Below are 18,012 nucleotides of genomic sequence, written 5' to 3'. Positions count from 1 at the left end.
TCCGCAGACCACAACTGCACAAGGAGAAATAAGCAGCATGGCAAAGCGCAGCAAAGCATATGAGGCAGCCGCGGCCAAGATCGACGCGGAGAAGTTCTACGCGCCGTTCGAGGCAGTGACGCTCGCCAAGGACACCAACCCGTCCAAGTTCGACGCCACCGTTGAGGTCGCTTTCCGCCTCGGCGTTGACCCGCGTAAGGCCGACCAGATGGTCCGCGGCACCGTCAACCTGCCGCACGGCACCGGTAAGGTCGCCCGCGTCCTCGTCTTCGCAACGGGCGACAAAGCTGAGGCTGCAATCGCAGCCGGCGCGGACTTCGTTGGTTCCGATGACCTGATCGAAAAGATCGCCGGCGGCTGGACCGACTTCGACGCCGCCGTCGCCACCCCTGACCTCATGGGCAAGGTTGGCCGCCTCGGTAAGGTCCTGGGTCCGCGTAACCTGATGCCGAACCCGAAGACGGGCACCGTGACCGCTGACGTCGCCAAGGCCGTCAACGACATCAAGGGCGGCAAGATCGACTTCCGCGTCGACAAGCACTCGAACCTGCACTTCATCATCGGCAAGGTTTCGTTCGACGCCATCAAGCTGGCCGAGAACTACGCAGCCGCACTGGAAGAGGTTCTTCGCCTCAAGCCGTCCGCTTCCAAGGGCCGCTACATCCAGAAGGCCACCGTGGCCACCACGTTCGGCCCGGGCATCTCGGTTGACCCCAACGTCACCAAGGTCCTGACCGAGGTCTAGTCCTCACCGGATCCTCGGAACCGTCAGCCACGCTGGCGTCGCCGGTTCCAGCAAAAGGCCGTCCCGCAACTGCGGGGCGGCCTTTCGCCGTCCTGCCCCGGGGACCCCAGTGCCCCGGGAACCCCGGGCGTCCGGGACCCTTGGAGCCGCCGGACTTGCCGGTTAGGCTGTCCCGGTGACTACGCCGTCGTACCTCATCGAGGAACTCTCCCTGCCCGCCAGCCTTGATCCCGCTGACCCCGACGCCGCTGATACAGCGGAGTTCCTCGAATTCATGGACCTCTGCGATGAGCTCATCCTGCAGAGCTGGGGCAACCTGGACCGGGCAACGTCCGCGGCGGCCCGCCTGCAGTACTGGCGGGACACGGCGTACTCCCGGCTGCGGCTCTTCTTCGTCCGCGTCGACGGACGCATGGCGGCCAACTCCTGGGTCCGTTGCGAACTGCAGGAGAACCTGGGCAGTGCGCTGCTGCACGTGAGCGTCCTGGATGCTTTCGCCGGGCGGGGGATCGGCCGGGCACTGCTGGAGCACGCCGAGGCGCTGGCCGCCGCCGACGGGCGGACAATCCTGCAGACCTTCACGGAGCACCCGGCCGATTTCGACGTCGATGGCCCCAACCTCATTAGGCCCGCCACTGGGACCGGGGCGCTGCCCGCCAGCGCGCCGGGAGTCCGTTTCGCCGGAAAAGCCGGCTACCGCCTGGAACAGGTCGAACGGTTTAGTGCGCTCGACGTCCCGCCCGCTGCGGACCTCGACGCCCTGGAACGGGACGCCCTGGCCCGCTCGGCGGACTACGAACTGCTGCACTGGACCGATTCCTGCCCGGAAAAGCATGCCACCCAGCTCGCGGTGCTGATGTCCCGGATGAGCACCGACGCCCCCTCCGGAGCGCTGAGCTACGACCCGGAAATCTGGGACGTCGCCCGGGTCCGCCACGTCGAGGACACCTGGCGGCGGGCCGGCCAGTCCTCCCTCGTGGTGGCGGCACGGCACCGGTCCAGCGGTGAACTGGCCGCCTATACCGTCCTGCAGACAACAGCCGACAAGCCATGGCTGGCCAACCAGGACGACACCCTGGTCGCGGTGGGCCACCGCGGCCACCGGCTTGGCATGCTCATCAAGATCCGCAACCTGCGCCTGCTGCGGGAGGCGTACCCCGCAGTCCGGCGCGTCCTGACCTATAACGCGGCCGAAAACGATCACATGCTCGGCATTAACATCGCACTGGGCTTCAAGCCGGCGGGCTACGACGGCGAGTGGCAGCGGACCGCTGCCGCCGCGGGCGCAGCCGACGGCAATGAGATCCGGAACTGACCGGGCGCCGAACGGGGCAGAAACTGCCGGGCACCGACTGGAGCGGAACCTGCCCGGCGTCACCAATGGAACAGCGGCCCAAACCGGCATATGCTGGCGGTTGAAAGCCCGGCTTGAGCCGGGCCGTACCGATGGTGGGTGGCACAACGGCTGGGAAGATGCCCTCTATGGCAAACGATGTACGGATTGAGCAGCTGTGGATCCCCGATTCCCTCGACGCGCCCGATGCCGCCGACTTTCTCGCCGCCATCGAGGTGGGGCGCAGGGTCCGGATGCAGACCTGGGGCACCGACGACCTCGCCTACGCGCCGCAGGAAAAGCTTCTTGAGATGGCGGACCCCTACGAACGCCAGGTGATCCTCGTCGCCAAGATCGACGGCGTGATTGTCGGGACGGCGGACATCGCCCTGCCGCTCGTGGACAACCTCGATCTCGCCGAATTTACGCTCGACATCCTGCCCGAATTCCGGCGCCAGGGCGTGGGGAGGCAGCTGCTGGAGGCCGCCGAACATTTCGCCCGGGACGAGGGCCGCCACACGATCCTGATCGACACCAACCACCCGGGATCAACCCTGACGGACCCTGAGGCCGAACAGCTCGTGCCCGGCAGCGGTGTCGGGTTCGTCCCGTTGGGCAGCCGTGACGTGGAATTTGCCCGCCACACCGGCTACACCCTGCAGCACATCGAACAGTTCAGCTCCTGCGCGTTGCCGCTGGACACCAAACTCGTCGCCGACCTTGAGGCCGAGGCCGAGGAGGCCAATGCCGGCCGCTACCGTCTGCACCACTGGACGGACCGGTGTCCTGACCAGTGGCTCGAGGCCGTCGCCGCCCTGGAAAACCAGGCAGGTGAGGACGAAGTGCCGGGGCCGGATGCCCAGGAAATGGTGTTCGACGGCGGCATCCTCCGGGAAGCGGAGGAAGTCACCATTGCCCAGGGCCGCCGGACGGTGGTCACCGCCGTCGAGCACATCGCCAGCGGGACGCTCGTGGGCCTGACCACCATCAGTGTCCTGGCCCTGCGCCCGGACGTCGTCTTCCAGGACGACACCGTGGTGCTGCAGGAACACCGCGGCAACAAGCTCGGGCTGCTGATCAAGGTCGCCAACATGGAACGGCTCAGCGAACAGTTTCCGGACGCCCGTGTCCTGTACACGTGGAACGCCCCGGAGAACCGCTACCTCCTGAAGGTCAACCAGCAGCTCGGCTTCACGACGGCGGGCGTGACCGGTCTCTGGCAAAAGGAACTCCCCAACTTCGGACCAGCAGTCAGCTGAGGCTCCGGGCCGAAGTCCACCGCGACCCCACCGCGACCCCTGTCCGCCGAGCCCGATTTGGAACACGCGCGCCGCGTCCCGTAAGCTTGGAGGACCAAAGACCGTCGGTTGTTGGAAATCCACTCTCCCAAGCAAGACTCACTTCTGCAGTCGCGCCGGGAGAGCGCAGTGGATTTCCGGACGAAGGACCCTGAACATAGGGCGGCCAGCGCAGGTGAACGAAGCAAAGCTCCGCGGTCATGGACCGCGTCGAGACAAGCCCCGTGCATCTGCGCGGGGCGTTTTTTAGTTTTAGCTCTTTTGAGCGGGGACCCGGACATACCGGCACTATCCCCGGAAGGAGGGTTATGGCAACGCCTAGCAAGGTTTCAGCAGTAGCTGAGATCACTAACGATTTCAAGGAATCGAACGCCGCTGTCCTGACCGAATACCGCGGGCTCACCGTTGCACAGCTCAAGCAGCTGCGTGTCTCTCTCGGCCAGGAAACCAAGTTCTCGGTCGTCAAGAACACCCTGACCGCCATTGCAGCCAAGGAAGCTGGTGTCGAAGCATTCGACGGTCAGCTCGCCGGCCCCACTGCAATCGCGTTCATCAAGGGTGACGCAGTTGCAGCTGCCAAGAGCCTGACGGATTTTGCCAAGGCCAACAAGCAGCTGGTCATCAAGACCGGTTACTTCGAGGGCAAGGCACTGAACGCCAGCGAAGTTGCTGCTCTGGCAGCACTCGAGTCCCGTGAGCTGCAGCTCGCCAAGGTTGCAGGGATCCTCAAGGCTCCTGCCGCCGCCGCTGCACGCATCATCGACGCACTGCGCCTCAAGCTTGAAGAAGAGAACGGTGCCCCGGCAGCAGCCGAAGCACCCGCCGCTGAAGAAGCTCCCGCAGCAGATGCAGCAGCCGAGGCCGAAGCACCGGCCGAAGCCGCAGCCCCCGAAGAGAAACTAGTCCTCTTCTCCATAAGACTCCGGTGCGACAGCGAGCCTCAGGCCCGCCGGGCACCACTATAGGAAGGACGCCACACCATGGCGAAGCTCACCAACGAAGAGCTCATTGAAGCTTTCAAGGAACTGACCATCATCGAGCTCTCCGAGTTCGTCAAGCTCTTCGAAGAGACCTTCGAAGTTACCGCTGCCGCTGTTGCCGTTGCCGGCCCCGCTGCCGGTGCTGCTGAAGAAGCTGAAGAGAAGACTGACTTCGACGTCATCCTCGAAGCTGCTGGCGACAAGAAGATCGCAGTGATCAAGGAAGTTCGCGCCATCACCTCCCTGGGCCTCAAGGAAGCCAAGGACCTGGTTGACAGCGCACCCAAGGCTGTTCTCGAAGGCGCCACCAAGGAAGCTGCCGAGAAGGCAAAGGCTCAGCTCGAAGAAGCTGGCGCCCGCGTTACCCTCAAGTAACACCCGCCGTCCGGATCAATCGCGGTCCGCACTGCTCGAAGGAAACCCCGTCCACTCAGTGGGCGGGGTTTCCTGCGTTCTGCGGCCTGACAGCGAAGTGGCCGCGCCGGAAGCAGCCGCCGGTGAACCGTAACCAAGGATTCGGCAAAGTTTTTCTGATACCCCTGTCGCACTTGACGGCGTGACCCTAAACTTTGGATTTGTGCCCACCGGCCCCCAACGTCCAGGAGTTCACCCACAATGACGGACCCAAACACTTCCCCTTCCCGCCGCGCCATGCTCGCGGCAGCCCTCGTGGGCGGCGGAGCAGCCGCCGCCGCGCTGACCGGAGCCCCGGCGGCACAGGCCGCCCCCGGCCAGGCAAACACAAAGAAGCCGTTTACCCTGACGGTGCTCGGCACCACGGACCTGCACAACAACGTCTTCAACTGGGACTACTTCAAGAACGCGCCCTATGCCGACGCCGCCGGGAACAAGATCGGAATCGCCCAGGCAGCGACGCTGATCAACGCCATGCGGGCCGAACGCGGCGCGGCCAACACGCTGACCATCGACGCCGGGGACACCATCCAGGGCACACCCCTGGCCTACTACTTCGCCAAGATCAACCCCGCATCGGCAACCGTGAAACACCCCATGGCGCTGGCCATGAACGCGGTCGGCTACGACGCCGTGGGGCTGGGCAACCACGAGTTCAACTACGGCATTGGACTCCTGCGCACTTGGGAGCGGCAACTGGACTTTCCCCTGCTGGGCGCCAACGTCCACGACGCCGTGACGGGCGGGCGCGCCTTCACCCCCTACGTCCTGAAGCGGATCAAGACCGGCAGCGGCTGGCTGACGGTCGGCCTGGTCGGCTTTGTGACGCCGGGCTGCGCGCTCTGGGACCGCGACAACGTGCAGGGCAAGCTCGATTTCAACGGCATCGTCGAAGAGGCCCGGACTGTCATCCCGCAAGTCAAGGCGGCCGGGGCCGACGTCGTGATCGTCACGAGCCATTCGGGGGCAACCCCCGGGTCCTCCTACGGCGACGCCTTGCCCTTCCCCGAGAACGCATCCACCCAGCTTGCCGAGGAAGTCCCCGGCATCGACGCCATCCTGGTCGGGCACGCCCACTTGGAGATCCCCGAGCGCTTCGTAACGAACAAGGAGACGGGCAGGCAGGTGCTGCTGACCGAGCCGCTCAAGTGGGGCATGCGCGTCTCCGTCATGGACCTCGAGCTCGCCAGGGACAAGGGGCGGTGGACCGTCACCGCGGCGCATTCGCACCTATTGGACGCCAAGACCGCCGACGCCGATCCCGCCGTCGTCCGGGCCGTCGAGGCCGGGCACGACGCCACGGTGAGCTACGTCAACGAGGTTATCGGGACCTCGACGGCGCCGCTGAGCACGGCCACCGCCTGCTGGGAAGACTCCGCCGCGATTGACGCCATCAATTACGTCCAGGCCAGCACCATCAAGGCCGAGCTCGCCAACGGTCCGGCGGCGGGGCTGCCCGTCCTGTCCATTGCGGCGGCCTTCTCCCGCGCCGTCGACGTCAAAGCCGGACCGCTGACCATCCGCGATGTCGCGGGGCTGTACATCTTCGACAACACGCTGCTCGCCATCAAGGTCACCGGAGCGCAGGTCAAGGCCTACCTGGAGTGGTCCGCGCAGTACTTCAAGCCGGTGGCGGGCACCACGGCCAGGGCCCAGGACGTCACCAACGCAGTGACGGCCGTGGCCCCGAACGGCACGCCCGACTATAACTACGACGTCGTTTACGGACTCGACGCGCCGCTGAACTACGAGATCGACCTTGCCCGGCCGGTGGGGGACCGGATCGCCAACCTCAGCTACGGCGGCCAGGCGTTGCGGCCCGAGCAGGAATTCGCCCTGGCCATCAACAACTACCGGCAGAGCGGCGGCGGCAACTTCCCGGCCGTGAAGAGCGCGCCGGTGCTCTCGAACAGCCAGCAGGAGATCCGGCAGCGCATCATCGACTACGTAGTGGACCGCGGTTCCCTGGACGTCGCCGTGTTCAGCCAGGCCAACTGGCGGCTCACCGTCAACGGAGCGCCGCTGACAGTCACCGCCTGACGCCCGGTTAAAACAGCAACGCGGGGTCACTTCGCGCCCATCCCGACCGTCCGGATGGGCCCGAAGTGACCCCGCGTTGCTTTTAACCCGGGCGGGCTAGTTGGGTTCGGTGATGTCGGCGACGACGGCGCCCAGCGCCGCCGTCAGGGCGTCCGCGTCCACGAACGCGCTATAGCCATGCTCCCCGGCGCCCATGGAGATCCGCCGGCCCGTGATGGTCTGGTCGGCGTAGACCGGCCAGGGGCGGATGCTGCCGAGCGGTGTGATGGTCCCGCGCTCGTACCCAGTGGCCTCGAAGGCGGTATCCGCCGCCGGCAGCGAGAGCTTGTTGACGCCCAGCAGTGCCCGCAGCTTGGGCCAGGAAATCTGCCGGTCGCCGGGGACCAGGGCGAACAGGAAACTGCCGTCCTTGTGCTTGACCACGAGCGACTTCACGATATCCGCAGGCCGGATCCCGAGGATGCCGGCCGCCTCCTCAAGGCTGCGGGCGGCGAGGCGCTCGACGACCTCGACGTGCAGCCCGCGCGCCGCGGCGTCGGCAAGGAACCGCTCGCGGCCGCTGGCCGTTTTCTGCTCTGGCATCGCGTCAAACCTTCCTGACTCCTGGTGGCTGTTGCCGGTCCGCCCGGTGTTCCCGGGGCGCCGGTTGCCGGTGTTAGTCGCGGTACAGCAGCAGCGCCTCGCCCTGGCCGCCGCCGCCGCACAGGGACACGGCCGCCCTGCCGGTACCCCGGCGCTTGAGTTCGTGGGCCGCGTGCAGGGCCAGCCGGGCACCGGAGGCCCCGATCGGGTGGCCCAGGGCGATGGCTCCGCCATGGATGTTGCACTGCTCCAGCGGGTAGTTGAGGTCCTTCAGGGACTGCACCGCGACGGAACCGAAAGCCTCGTTGATTTCGATGAAATCGAGGTCCGCGGCGGACCATCCGGCCTTGTCCAGGGCGTTCTTGATGGCGTTCGAGGGCTGGGAATGGAGCGAGTTGTCCGGCCCGGCGACCTGGCCCGGCTTGCCGACCACCGCGAGGTACTCGAGGCCGTTGTCCTCGGCGAACTTCCGGCTGCTCAGCACCAGGGCAGCAGCGCCGTCGGACAGGGGAGAGGAGTTGCCGGCGGTGATGGTTCCGTCCGTGACGAACGCCGCCCGCAGGCCGGCCAGGGATTCGACGGTCGTGTCCGGCCGGATGCCTTCGTCGGAGGTGACGGCGATCGGATCGCCCTTGCGCTGCTTGACGCTCATCGCGGCGATCTCGCTGTCGAAGACTCCGTCCTTCGCGGCCCGGGCGGCACGCTGGTGCGACTGGGCCGCCACCTCGTCCTGGGAGGCCCGGTCGATGCCGAGGGTCAGGTTCTTGCTCTCGGTCGACAGTCCCATGGACTGCCCGTCGAAGGCGTCGGTCAGGCCGTCGTGCGCGGCCACGTCGAGTGCCTGGACCGTGCCGTACGCCCAGCCCTGCCGGGAGCCGGGCAGCACGTGCGGCGCGCGGGTCATGGACTCCTGGCCGCCGGCGACCACCACGGTGGCGTCCCCGCTGCGGATCATCCGGGCGGCGTCGATCACGGCGGTGAGGCCGGAGAGGCAGACCTTGTTGATGGTCACCGTCGGCACGTTCCAGCCGATGCCGGCACCGATGGCGCTCTGGCGCGCAGGGTTCTGGCCCGCTCCGGCCTGCAGGACCTGGCCGATGATCACGCTGTCCACCTGGTCGGCCTTGACGCCGCTGGCGGCCAGGGCCGCGCGGATGGCGTGCGTGCCAAGCTCGACGGCGGTGAAGCTGGCCAGCTGCCCGTTCAGGCGCCCCTGGGGGGTGCGGGCGGCGGCGAGAATGACAACATCGTTGTTGTCTGCAGGATTGCTCATGGTGTTTTCTTCCGATCTACTTTCGACTTATGTCTACGTTATCGTGAGCCCCGTCACCTATCCATTCGGCAGGGTGGACGCCGTCGCCGCGAGGAGGCCGGGAAAATTCCGCCGAAACTTCGTGCTTGCAATCCCGCCGGAAGTGGGGTAGACAAGTAGGTTGCTTTGCCGTATCGTAGATATTTGCGTCTTCCCTGTTTACCTTCAGCCTTCATATAGCGGTGGGCTTAGCCTGACAGCTGTTCCATCAATGTGCCGTCTACCACGTGCACCAGCCATGGACAGCGCGGGTCCCGGGTCATATAGCGGAACCGGACTGGTAGCGCTGCGGAGTCATTCTGCAGAGTGCATAACGGGGGAGATCTGACAACGCCTGAAGGTCTGTGGAAGGATCCCTCTTGGTCGCCTCGAGCACCTCTAATGTAAACAACGCTACCGCTATCAATGCCGACAGCACCGACGGTGCAACCCGCCGGCTCTCATTCGCAAAGATTCACGAACCCCTTGATGTTCCGAATCTGCTCGCCCTGCAAACCGACAGCTTTGACTGGCTGGTCGGAAACGAACGCTGGCAGGCGCGCGTTGCGAAGGCCGTCGAAGAAGGCGACCTCAGCGTCGCCACCTCCTCGGGTCTGTCCGACATCTTCGAAGAGATCTCCCCGATCGAAGACTTCCAGGGCACCATGTCCCTGAGCTTCTCCGAGCCGGAGTTCGCTGACCCCAAATACACCATGGCTGAGTGCAAGGACCGGGACGCAACCTACTCGGCTCCGCTGTACGTCAAGGCCGAGTTCATGAACAACAACACGGGCGAAATCAAGCAGCAGACCGTGTTCATGGGTGACTTCCCGCTGATGACCGAGAAGGGCACCTTCGTCGTCAACGGCACCGAGCGTGTCGTTGTCTCCCAGCTGGTCCGCTCGCCGGGCGCCTACTTTGAGCGCACCGCCGACAAGACCAGCGACAAGGACATCTTCACCGCGAAGATCATCCCCTCCCGCGGCGCCTGGTTCGAGCTCGAAATCGACAAGCGCGACCAGGTCGGCGTCCGTCTTGACCGCAAGCGCAAGCAGTCCGTCACCGTGCTGCTGAAGGCTCTCGGCTGGACCGAAGGCCAGATCCTCGAGGAATTCGGCCAGTACGACTCCATGCGCGCCACGCTGGAGAAGGACGCCACCGAGACCCGCGAAGACGCGTTGCTGGACATCTACCGGAAGCTGCGACCGGGCGAGCCGCCCACGGTTGAGGCTGCCCAGTCCCTGCTGGACAACCTGTACTTCAACTCCAAGCGCTACGATCTGGCCAAGGTCGGCCGTTACAAGATCAACCGCAAGCTTGGCATCGACCGCTCCCTTGGCGACAAGGAAGCTTCGGTCCTGCACGTTGAAGACATCGTGGCCATGATCAAGTTCCTGGTTGCGCTGCACGCCGGTGAGAAGACCCTCATGGGCAAGCGCGACGGCCAGGACCACGAGCTCCGCGTCGAGATCGATGACATCGACCACTTCGGCAACCGCCGCATCCGCGCCGTCGGCGAGCTCATCGAGAACCAGGTCCGCACCGGCCTGTCCCGCATGGAGCGCGTTGTCCGCGAACGCATGACGACCCAGGACGTCGAGGCCATCACGCCGCAGACCCTGATCAACATCCGTCCCGTCGTGGCAGCCATCAAGGAGTTCTTCGGAACTTCCCAGCTGTCCCAGTTCATGGACCAGAACAACCCGCTCTCGGGTCTGACCCACAAGCGCCGCCTGTCCGCGCTTGGCCCGGGTGGTCTGTCCCGTGACCGTGCCGGCATGGAAGTTCGTGACGTGCACCCGTCCCACTACGGACGTATGTGCCCCATCGAAACTCCTGAAGGCCCGAACATTGGTCTGATCGGTTCGCTGGCTTCCTACGGACGCATCAACCCGTTCGGTTTCATCGAAACCCCGTACCGCCTTGTCGCCGAGGGTGTCGTCTCCGATGAGGTCAAGTACCTCACGGCCGACGACGAAGCCGAGGTCCTGATCGCACAGGCCAACGCACCGCTGGACGAGAACAAGCGTTTCGCGGAAGAGACCGTCCTGGTCCGTGCCCGCGGTGGTGGAGGCGAGCCCGTGCTGGTTCCCGCCGCCGACGTCGAGTTCATGGACGTTTCCCCGCGCCAGATGGTGTCCGTGGCTACCGCCCTGATCCCGTTCCTCGAGCATGACGATGCCAACCGTGCACTCATGGGTGCCAACATGCAGCGCCAGGCCGTGCCGCTGGTCCGTTCCGAGGCACCGTTCGTCGGTACCGGCATGGAGCGCGCCGCAGCCGTCGACGCCGGTGACGTTGTCATCGCGAAGAAGGCCGGTGTGGTTACCGAGGTCTCCGCTGAGCTGGTCATCATGCTCAACGACGACGGTACGGAAACCAACTACCGCATCAACAAGTTCGCCCGCTCCAACCAGGGCAACTGCTACAACCACCGTGTCCTGGTGAACGAAGGCCAGCGCCTGGAGGTCGGCGGCATTATCGCTGACGGCCCGGCAACGGACCAGGGCGAGCTCGCCCTCGGTAAGAACCTGCTCGTGGCATTCATGTCATGGGAAGGCCACAACTTCGAGGATGCCATCATCCTGTCCCAGCGCATCGTGGCCGAGGACGTCCTGTCCTCCATCCACATCGAGGAGCACGAGATCGATGCCCGCGACACCAAGCTTGGTGCCGAGGAAATCACCCGTGACATCCCCAACGTGTCTGAGGAAGTCCTGGCAGGCCTGGACGAGCGCGGCATCATCCACATCGGTGCCGAGGTTGAGGCCGGCGACATCCTGGTCGGTAAGGTCACCCCCAAGGGCGAGACCGAACTGACCCCGGAAGAGCGCCTGCTGCGCGCCATCTTTGGTGAGAAGTCCCGCGAAGTGCGTGACACCTCCCTGAAGGTGCCGCATGGCGAGTCCGGCACCGTGATCGGTGTCCGCGTCTTCGACCGCGACAACGACGACGAGCTGCCCCCGGGCGTCAACCAGCTGGTGCGCGTGTACGTCGCTGCCAAGCGCAAGATCACCGACGGCGACAAGCTCGCCGGCCGCCACGGCAACAAGGGCGTTATCTCCAAGATCCTTCCGATCGAGGACATGCCCTTCCTTGCCGACGGCACCCCCGTTGATATCGTCCTGAACCCGCTGGGTGTTCCGGGCCGCATGAACGTCGGCCAGGTGCTGGAAACGCACCTCGGCTGGGTTGCCAAGACCGGCTGGAAGATCGAGGGCGAGCCCGAGTGGGTCAAGCAGCTGCCGAACCTGCCGCGCGAGAGTGGCCAGACCACTGTGGCGACGCCGGTCTTCGACGGTGCGCGTGAAGAAGAAATCACGGGCCTGCTCGATTCCACCAACGTCACCCGCGACGGCGACCGCCTGATCAACTCCTCCGGCAAGACCCGTCTGTTCGACGGCCGCTCCGGCGAGCCGTTCCCGGATCCGATCTCGGTCGGCTACATGTACATCCTGAAGCTCCACCACCTGGTGGACGACAAGATCCACGCGCGCTCCACCGGCCCGTACTCCATGATCACGCAGCAGCCGCTGGGTGGTAAGGCACAGTTCGGCGGCCAGCGCTTCGGTGAAATGGAAGTGTGGGCGCTCGAGGCTTACGGCGCCGCGTACACGCTCCAGGAACTGCTGACGATCAAGTCGGATGATATCCACGGTCGTGTGAAGGTCTACGAAGCCATCGTCAAGGGCGAGAACATCCCCGAGCCGGGCGTTCCTGAGTCCTTCAAGGTCTTGATCAAGGAAATGCAGTCGCTGTGCCTGAACGTGGAAGTGCTTTCCACGGACGGAACCACAATTGAAATGCGTGACTCTGATGACGCAGTCTTCACGGCTGCGGAAGAACTGGGCATCGATCTGTCTCGTGCAGAGCCCAGTTCCGTAGAAGAGGTTTAGCAGGTGGGGTTCGACGGCGGGTCACCACTCGCCGTCGAACGCCACCTCCCTCTTCCCGTAACCCAAGACTTCAGAATTTAGAGAACAAGAGAGAACAGGGACCATATGTCCAGCGAATCCTCCTTCGGCCTCATGCAGATCGGCCTCGCCACCGCGGAAGACATCCGTGGCTGGTCGTACGGCGAGGTTAAGAAGCCGGAAACCATCAACTACCGCACGCTCAAGCCCGAGAAGGACGGCCTCTTCTGCGAGAAGATCTTCGGCCCGTCCCGCGACTGGGAATGCTACTGCGGTAAGTACAAGCGCGTGCGCTTCAAGGGCATCATCTGTGAGCGGTGTGGCGTTGAGGTCACCCGTGCCAAGGTCCGCCGTGAGCGCATGGGCCACATCGAGCTCGCCGCCCCGGTCACGCACATCTGGTACTTCAAGGGTGTCCCCTCCCGTCTGGGCTACCTCCTTGACCTGGCGCCGAAGGACCTCGAAAAGGTCATTTACTTCGCCGCCTACATGATCACGAGCGTCGACGCCGACAGCCGCCACGAAGAACTGCCCAACCTCCAGGTTGAGCACGACATCGAGAAGAAGCAGCTGATCGACAACCGCGACTCGGACATCGCCACGATCGCCCGCGACCTCGAGAACGAGCTTGCCCGTCTCGAAGGCGAAGGCGCGAAGGCTGCCGACAAGAAGAAGGCCCGCGACTCCGCTGACCGCCAGATGGCGAACGTCCGCAAGCGCGCCGACGCCGAAATCGAGCGCCTCGAGCAGGTCTGGGACCGCTTCAAGAACCTCAAGGTCGCAGACCTCGAAGGTGACGAAGGCCTGTACCGCGAACTGCGCGACCGCTACGGCATGTACTTCGAAGGCTCCATGGGTGCCGAGGCCATCAAGAAGCGTCTTGAGAACTTCGACATGCAGGCCGAGTCGGACATGCTGCGCGACATCATCGCCAACGGCAAGGGCCAGCGCAAGACCCGCGCCCTGAAGCGGCTCAAGGTGGTCAACGCGTTCCTGACGACCAACAACAGCCCGCTCGGCATGGTGCTGGACGCCGTCCCGGTGATCCCGCCGGAACTGCGCCCCATGGTCCAGCTGGACGGTGGCCGCTTCGCGACCTCCGACCTCAACGACCTCTACCGCCGCGTGATCAACCGCAACAACCGCCTCAAGCGCCTGCTTGACCTCGGTGCTCCGGAGATCATCGTCAACAACGAGAAGCGCATGCTTCAGGAAGCTGTTGACAGCCTCTTCGACAACGGCCGCCGCGGCCGTCCGGTCACCGGACCGGGCAACCGTCCGCTGAAGTCCCTGAGCGACATGCTCAAGGGCAAGCAGGGCCGTTTCCGCCAGAACCTCCTCGGCAAGCGCGTCGACTACTCCGGCCGTTCGGTCATTGTCGTCGGCCCGCAGCTGAAGCTGCACCAGTGTGGTCTGCCCAAGCAGATGGCCCTGGAGCTCTTCAAGCCGTTCGTGATGAAGCGCCTGGTTGACCTCAACCACGCCCAGAACATCAAGTCGGCCAAGCGCATGGTGGAGCGTTACCGTCCGCAGGTCTGGGACGTCCTCGAAGAGATCATCACCGAGCACCCCGTGCTGCTGAACCGTGCACCTACCCTGCACCGTCTCGGCATCCAGGCGTTCGAGCCGCAGCTTGTTGAAGGCAAGGCAATCCAGCTGCACCCGCTGGTTTGTGGCGCCTTCAACGCCGACTTCGACGGCGACCAGATGGCAGTCCACCTGCCGCTGAGTCCCGAAGCCCAGGCCGAGGCCCGCATCCTGATGCTGTCCTCGAACAACATCCTGAAGCCGTCTGACGGCCGCCCGGTGACCCTGCCGTCGCAGGATATGATCATCGGTCTCTACCACCTGACCACCAAGCGTGTCGGTTCAGCTGGCGAAGGCCGGATCTTCTCCTCGGTCGCGGAAGCCATCATGGCCTACGACCTCCACGAGCTGCACCTGAACTCCAAGGTCAAGATCCGCCTCGAGGGCTTCGTGCCCTACGCCGGCTGGGAAGCCCCGGAGGGCTGGGAGCCCGGTCAGACCGCATTGGTCGAGACCTCCCTCGGCCAGGTCATCTTCAACCAGACGCTGCCCGCGGATTACCCGTGGGTTGAGGATGTTGCCGACAAGGGCGAGCTGTCCCGGATCGTCAACGACCTCGCCGAGCGCTACCCGAAGGTGATCACGGCGGCAACGCTGGACAACCTGAAGGATGCCGGTTTCTACTGGGCCACCCGGTCCGGCGTGACCGTTGCCATCTCCGACATCGAGGTGCCCACGGACAAGCCGCGGATCCTCGCCGGTTACGAGACCATGGCCGCCAAGATCCAGGGCCAGTACGACAAGGGCCTGATCGACGACGACGAGCGTCGCCAGGAACTGATCGAGATCTGGAACAAGGCAACGAACGAGATCGCCCAGGCGATGCGTGACAGCCTGTCCCCGATGAACACCATCAACCGCATGGTGTCCTCCGGTGCCCGTGGTAACTGGATGCAGGTCCGTCAGATTGCGGGTATCCGTGGCCTGGTGGCCAACCCCAAGGGTGAAATCATCCCGCGTCCGATCAAGTCCTCCTACCGTGAGGGCCTCTCGGTGCTGGAATACTTCATCGCCACGCACGGTGCCCGTAAGGGTCTGGCCGACACCGCCCTGCGTACCGCCAACTCGGGTTACCTGACCCGTCGTCTGGTGGACGTCTCGCAGGACGTCATTGTCCGCGAGGAGGACTGCGGTACCGAGCGCGGCCTGATGACCGCCATCGCCGTGGCCGACGCCAACGGCGTGCTCGTTCTGGACGAGAACGTCGAGAACAGCGCCTACGCCCGCACCCTGGCCGTCGACGTCGTCGACTCCAAGGGCAAGGTCCTGGCAGCTGCCGGCACCGACTGCGGTGACGTCGTCATTGCCGAACTGTTCGCAGCCGGCATCACCGAGGTCAAGGTCCGCTCCGTACTCACCTGTGAGTCCAGCGTCGGCACCTGCGCCCTGTGCTACGGCCGTTCGCTGGCCACTGGCAAGACCGTCGACATCGGTGAGGCCGTGGGCATCATTGCCGCACAGTCCATCGGTGAGCCGGGTACCCAGCTGACCATGCGTACGTTCCACACCGGTGGTGCTGTTTCCGCCAGCGGCGGCGACGACATCACCCAGGGTCTGCCCCGTATCCAGGAGCTCTTCGAAGCCCGTACTCCGAAGGGTGTCGCACCGATTGCTGAAGCAGCCGGCCGCATCACCATCGAAGAGTCCGAGCGCCAGATGCGCCTGGTCATCACCCCGGATGACGGATCTGAAGAGATCGCCTACCCGGTGCTGCGCCGTTCACGTCTTCTCATCGAAGACGGCGATCACGTCAGCGTTGGCCAGAAGCTCATCAACGGCCCGGTCGACCCCAAGCAGGTGCTGCGCATCATGGGTCCCCGTGCCGCGCAGAAGTTCCTGGTGGACGAAGTCCAGGGCGTGTACCGCAGCCAGGGCATCGGTATCCACGACAAGCACGTCGAGGTTATCGTCCGCCAGATGCTGCGCCGCGTCACGGTCATCGAGTCCGGCGAATCGGATCTGCTGCCCGGCGAGCTCGCCGAACGCAGCCGTTTCGAAGAGGCCAACCGCCGCGTTGTGTCCGAGGGCAAGACGCCGGCATCCGGCCGTCCCGAGCTCATGGGCATCACCAAGGCGTCCCTGGCGACCGAGTCCTGGCTGTCCGCAGCTTCCTTCCAGGAGACCACCCGCGTCCTGACGCAGGCGGCCATGGAAGGCAAGAGCGATCCGCTGCTCGGCCTCAAGGAAAACGTCATCATCGGTAAGCTCATCCCGGCCGGCACGGGTCTCCCGCGCTACACCGAGGTCACGGTGGAACCCACTGAAGAAGCAAAGGCCAACCTGTTCACCGGCCCCAGCGCATTCAGTGACTTCTCCTACGACAGCCTGGGCGGCGACGGAGCTCCCGAGTTCCACGCCATCCCGCTGGATGACTACGATCTCGGCAGCGACTTCCGCTAACCGCTAGCTCGACGTCGGGCCCCGTCACCACTCCGCTTTTCAGCGGAGCGGGGGCGGGGCCCTTCCGTTTGACCCCGTTCAACGATCGACTGCTGAGGTGCCGCCCTTTTGGAGCCCCAGAACGGCGTTATCGGAGCAATCGATGAGGGAGGGGCCGGACGTCGGGAGGGCGCCTCCCGCCTGCCGATTAAGGGCTGGGACCCGTCCGTGTTAGACTTGAGACTAATTGTTATTGTGGCAGTGGATGAGTGCGCCGGTTTGGGTCAGACAGCTTGCAGCTGAAAGGTTCAACCAGGACGACGTTTCCGGTTTGCAGGGTTCTTGTGCAACGTATGCCACATTTTCGCATGCCTAGGGGCAGTTCGGGTCGAAAGTCCTTGGACCCCGGCGTGCGGTCCGACTATTAAGGCTTCGCCTCAGCTGCTCTGGAGAGAACTTCAAAGCTCGGGCGGCGAGGCGCAGCGACAAGAGAGCGGCCGCCAACGGCCGCTCCGGATAAAACGGAGAACACGAGAGTGCCTACGATTAACCAGCTGGTCCGCAAGGGCCGCACGCCTAAGGTCAAAAAGACCAAGGCTCCCGCGCTTAACGGCAGCCCGATGCGCCGCGGTGTTTGCACCCGCGTTTACACGACGACCCCGAAGAAGCCGAACTCGGCTCTGCGTAAGGTTGCTCGCGTGCGCCTCAACGGCGGCATTGAAGTCACCGCATACATCCCCGGTGTAGGCCACAACCTGCAGGAGCACTCCATTGTGCTCGTCCGCGGCGGCCGCGTGAAGGACCTTCCGGGTGTCCGCTACAAGATCGTCCGTGGCGCCCTCGATACCCAGGGTGTCAAGAACCGTAAGCAGGCTCGCAGCCGCTACGGCGCAAAGATGGAGAAGAAGTAATATGCCTCGCAAGGGTCCGGCCCCCAAGCGGCCGCTAGTTCTAGATCCCGTTTACGGCTCCCCGCTGGTCACCCAGCTCATCAACAAGGTGCTGGTTGACGGCAAGAAGTCCACCGCAGAGCGCATCGTTTACGGTGCCCTCGAGGGTGCTCGCGCCAAGTCCGGCGGCGACCCCGTTGCAGCCCTCAAGAAGGCCATGGAGAACGTCAAGCCTTCGCTTGAGGTCCGCTCCCGCCGTGTTGGTGGCGCCACCTACCAGGTTCCCGTTGAGGTCAAGCCGGGCCGTTCCACGGCCCTCGCCCTCCGCTGGCTGGTTGGCTACTCCAAGGCCCGCCGCGAAAAGACCATGACCGAGCGTCTCCAGAACGAAATCCTGGATGCCTCGAACGGTCTCGGTGCCGCTGTGAAGCGTCGCGAAGACACCCACAAGATGGCCGAGTCCAACAAGGCCTTCGCACACTACCGCTGGTAATACTTCCCGGACGCCGCCGGCTCGACTGAGCCGGCGGCGAACGTGCAGTCCATCCGAAAGGGAGAC

The 18,012-nt window shown here is 64.7% G+C and carries 12 protein-coding genes; 10 read left to right on the top strand and 2 right to left on the bottom strand.

Going from position 1 to position 18,012, the window contains the following annotated elements:
* The first annotated feature begins 37 nt into the window (after positions 1 to 37).
* From rplA to ABH915_RS17525, 6 genes are all read left to right on the top strand, one after another.
* Positions 38 to 745 (top strand): 50S ribosomal protein L1, encoded by a 708-nt coding sequence (gene rplA / locus ABH915_RS17550; RefSeq protein WP_018773648.1) that lies wholly within the window; start codon positions 38 to 40, stop codon positions 743 to 745.
* A 175-nt stretch (positions 746 to 920) separates the two neighbouring features.
* Positions 921 to 2,060 carry a GNAT family N-acetyltransferase gene (locus ABH915_RS17545; protein WP_370123695.1) on the top strand — a complete coding sequence of 380 codons (1,140 nt, stop codon included), beginning with the start codon at positions 921 to 923 and terminating at the stop codon, positions 2,058 to 2,060.
* Positions 2,061 to 2,227: 167 nt separating this feature from the next.
* Positions 2,228 to 3,337: a GNAT family N-acetyltransferase gene (locus ABH915_RS17540; protein WP_018773650.1), complete on the top strand. Its 1,110-nt coding sequence runs from the start codon at positions 2,228 to 2,230 to the stop codon at positions 3,335 to 3,337.
* A gap of 347 nt (positions 3,338 to 3,684) precedes the next feature.
* Positions 3,685 to 4,341 (top strand): 50S ribosomal protein L10, encoded by a 657-nt coding sequence (rplJ, locus tag ABH915_RS17535; RefSeq protein WP_370123691.1) that lies wholly within the window; start codon positions 3,685 to 3,687, stop codon positions 4,339 to 4,341.
* A 15-nt stretch (positions 4,342 to 4,356) separates the two neighbouring features.
* On the top strand, positions 4,357 to 4,731 hold the full coding sequence (rplL, locus tag ABH915_RS17530) for a 50S ribosomal protein L7/L12 (RefSeq protein WP_018773652.1): 375 nt from the start codon (positions 4,357 to 4,359) through the stop codon (positions 4,729 to 4,731).
* Positions 4,732 to 4,971: 240 nt separating this feature from the next.
* A complete protein-coding gene (locus ABH915_RS17525; protein WP_370123688.1) occupies positions 4,972 to 6,810 on the top strand; it encodes a bifunctional UDP-sugar hydrolase/5'-nucleotidase in 1,839 nt (612 codons plus the stop codon).
* A 96-nt stretch (positions 6,811 to 6,906) separates the two neighbouring features.
* Here ABH915_RS17525 and ABH915_RS17520 read toward each other — a convergent pair whose 3' ends face one another.
* A complete protein-coding gene (locus tag ABH915_RS17520) occupies positions 6,907 to 7,392 on the bottom strand; it encodes an aminoacyl-tRNA deacylase (protein ID WP_018773654.1) in 486 nt (161 codons plus the stop codon).
* 73 nt (positions 7,393 to 7,465) lie between these two features.
* Positions 7,466 to 8,665, bottom strand: a complete 1,200-nt coding sequence (locus ABH915_RS17515; protein ID WP_370123684.1) for an acetyl-CoA C-acetyltransferase — start codon at positions 8,663 to 8,665, stop codon at positions 7,466 to 7,468.
* 398 nt (positions 8,666 to 9,063) lie between these two features.
* On the opposite strand from ABH915_RS17515, the gene rpoB reads away from it, so the two are divergent.
* The 4 genes from rpoB (at position 9,064) to rpsG (ending at position 17,946) form a co-directional block, all read left to right on the top strand.
* Positions 9,064 to 12,579: a DNA-directed RNA polymerase subunit beta gene (gene rpoB, locus ABH915_RS17510; protein ID WP_018773656.1), complete on the top strand. Its 3,516-nt coding sequence runs from the start codon at positions 9,064 to 9,066 to the stop codon at positions 12,577 to 12,579.
* 105 nt (positions 12,580 to 12,684) lie between these two features.
* Entirely contained in the window at positions 12,685 to 16,584 is a 3,900-nt protein-coding gene (locus ABH915_RS17505; RefSeq protein WP_018773657.1) for a DNA-directed RNA polymerase subunit beta', read from the top strand.
* A 515-nt stretch (positions 16,585 to 17,099) separates the two neighbouring features.
* The gene (rpsL, locus tag ABH915_RS17500) at positions 17,100 to 17,474 is read left to right on the top strand and encodes a 30S ribosomal protein S12 (protein WP_018773658.1); all 375 of its coding nucleotides are present in this window, start codon (positions 17,100 to 17,102) and stop codon (positions 17,472 to 17,474) included.
* A gap of 1 nt (position 17,475) precedes the next feature.
* The gene (gene rpsG / locus ABH915_RS17495; RefSeq protein WP_011692813.1) at positions 17,476 to 17,946 is read left to right on the top strand and encodes a 30S ribosomal protein S7; all 471 of its coding nucleotides are present in this window, start codon (positions 17,476 to 17,478) and stop codon (positions 17,944 to 17,946) included.
* Positions 17,947 to 18,012: the final 66 nt, after the last annotated feature.

This window comes from Arthrobacter sp. MW3 TE3886 (assembly GCF_041262145.1).
GTDB lineage: Bacteria > Actinomycetota > Actinomycetes > Actinomycetales > Micrococcaceae > Arthrobacter.
This window is presented reverse-complemented; position numbering and strand designations above follow the sequence as displayed.